Origin of the sequence: Burkholderia sp. A2 (assembly GCF_001729305.1) — a bacterium.
In the GTDB taxonomy this organism is placed as follows: Bacteria; Pseudomonadota; Gammaproteobacteria; order Burkholderiales; family Burkholderiaceae; genus Burkholderia; species Burkholderia sola.
In genome coordinates this window covers 3,614-5,183 of record NZ_LZXX01000008.1, presented here as the reverse complement: position 1 = coordinate 5,183, position 1,570 = coordinate 3,614, and the positions used below count along the sequence as shown (strand labels likewise).

The following is a 1,570-nucleotide window of genomic DNA, read 5'->3' as shown; positions in this document are numbered from 1 at the left end:
CGCGGCCTCGGCGGCGGCCAGGCCGCGCCGTACACGATCCGCATCGAGGATGCACGCTGGGTCGACGGCAAGCTGACCGCCGACGGCCTCGAGCCGCTGACGTTCGAGCAGCTCGCGAAGCAGGCGCATGCGCTCGGCCTGCCGACCGGCGCCGTCGTGCACGTGTTCAACCGGTGGCAGTGGACCGACGCCGAATTCGAGGTAGGTGGCGCAATCGAGCGTCTGCCGATCGACGGGCTGTCGCTGCGCGTCGGCGCGCCGAAGACCGGCGACGACGGCCCGCTGCCGGGCACCGCCGCACCGGCCGGCGCGACCGCGCTGCGCGGCACATTGCCGCCGACCGCGAACGGCTATCGCGTGCTCGATCGCAAGCGCGTGTTCATCCCGCCGACGAGCCGCAACAACGCGGCCGTCACGTACTACACGGCGGTGGGCACGCTCGTCGAGCTGGCCGTGCACGAAGCGACCGGCAAGGTCGAACTGCTCACGCATCACTCGATCATGGAATGCGGCAACCAGATTTCGCCGCAGCTCGTGTCGGGCCAGTTGCAGGGCGGTCTCGCGATGGGCATCGGCCATGCGCTGCACGAGTACCTGCCGCTCTACGAGGACGGCCCCGGCAACGGNNTCAACCGTTACCCGTTGCCGCGCGCGTCCGACGTCGCCGTATGGACGCAAACGGGCGACGTGCTGCCGCCGCTGTCCGAGACCGATCCGCCGAAGGGCGTTGCCGAAGTGGTGATGATTCCCGTCGTCGGCGCGATCGTGAACGGCATCGCGCACGCGATCGGCCATCGTTTCACCGACCTGCCGGTGACCCCGCAAAAGATTCAGGAGGTGCTCGCATGACGACCGCCCAAACCGCGGCTTCGACCGCGAGCGCCGGCGCGTCCGCGTCGAATGCGGCTTCGGCCGCTCCGGCATCCATACCCGCTGCACCTGCTGCACCTGCTGCGGCTTCGGCACCCGTCGAGCGTCCGCTCGTCCGGTTCCAGCGGAAGCCGCTGTCGGTCAACATCAACGGCAAGTCGGTCGGCCCGATGCCGGTGCCGGAAGGGCTGATGATGATCGAGTTCCTGCACGAGTACCTGGGCCTCACCGGTTCGCGGCTCGGCTGCGGGCAGGGCGTCTGCCACGCGTGCGTCGTGATCGTCGACAAGCCGGACGGCACGAGCGAGGAGATGCGCACCTGCATCACCGGCGCGCACTTCTTCCACGGCCGTTCGATCCGCACGATCGAAGGCCACGCGAAGCGCAACGAAGCCGGCGAGGTGGTCGAGCTGTCGCCGATCCAGCAGAAGTTCCTCGAGCACTTCAGCTTCCAGTGCGGCTACTGCACACCGGGTTTCGTCAACGCGGCGACCGTGCTGATCGAACGCCTGAAGCGCGAGCCGATCGCGAAGGCCGACGTGGAACGCACGATCACCGACGCGCTCGATGCGCACCTCTGCCGCTGCACGGGCTATGTCCGCTACTACGAAGCCGTGAAGGACGTGGTGCTGACGACGCCGGGACTCGTGAAGGAAGCCCCATGAAACGCACACTCGCTCATCGTGCCGCGCGGGCTGCG

General features: G+C 68.6%; 2 protein-coding genes and 1 pseudogene. All 3 read left to right on the top strand.

Features of this window, described 5'->3' with window-relative positions; genetic code table 11:
- Positions 1 to 626: pseudogene (locus A9Z05_RS01485) on the top strand (molybdopterin cofactor-binding domain-containing protein); the annotation flags it as partial.
- A gap of 2 nt (positions 627 to 628) precedes the next feature.
- Positions 629 to 849, top strand: a 221-nt coding sequence (locus A9Z05_RS37380; RefSeq protein ID WP_256121812.1) for a hypothetical protein, incomplete at its 5' end; no start/stop codon positions are given.
- On the top strand, positions 846 to 1,535 hold the full coding sequence (locus tag A9Z05_RS01480; RefSeq protein WP_069616605.1) for a (2Fe-2S)-binding protein: 690 nt from the start codon (positions 846 to 848) through the stop codon (positions 1,533 to 1,535). The genes A9Z05_RS37380 and A9Z05_RS01480, both read left to right, overlap by 4 nt.
- Positions 1,536 to 1,570 lie beyond the last annotated feature (35 nt).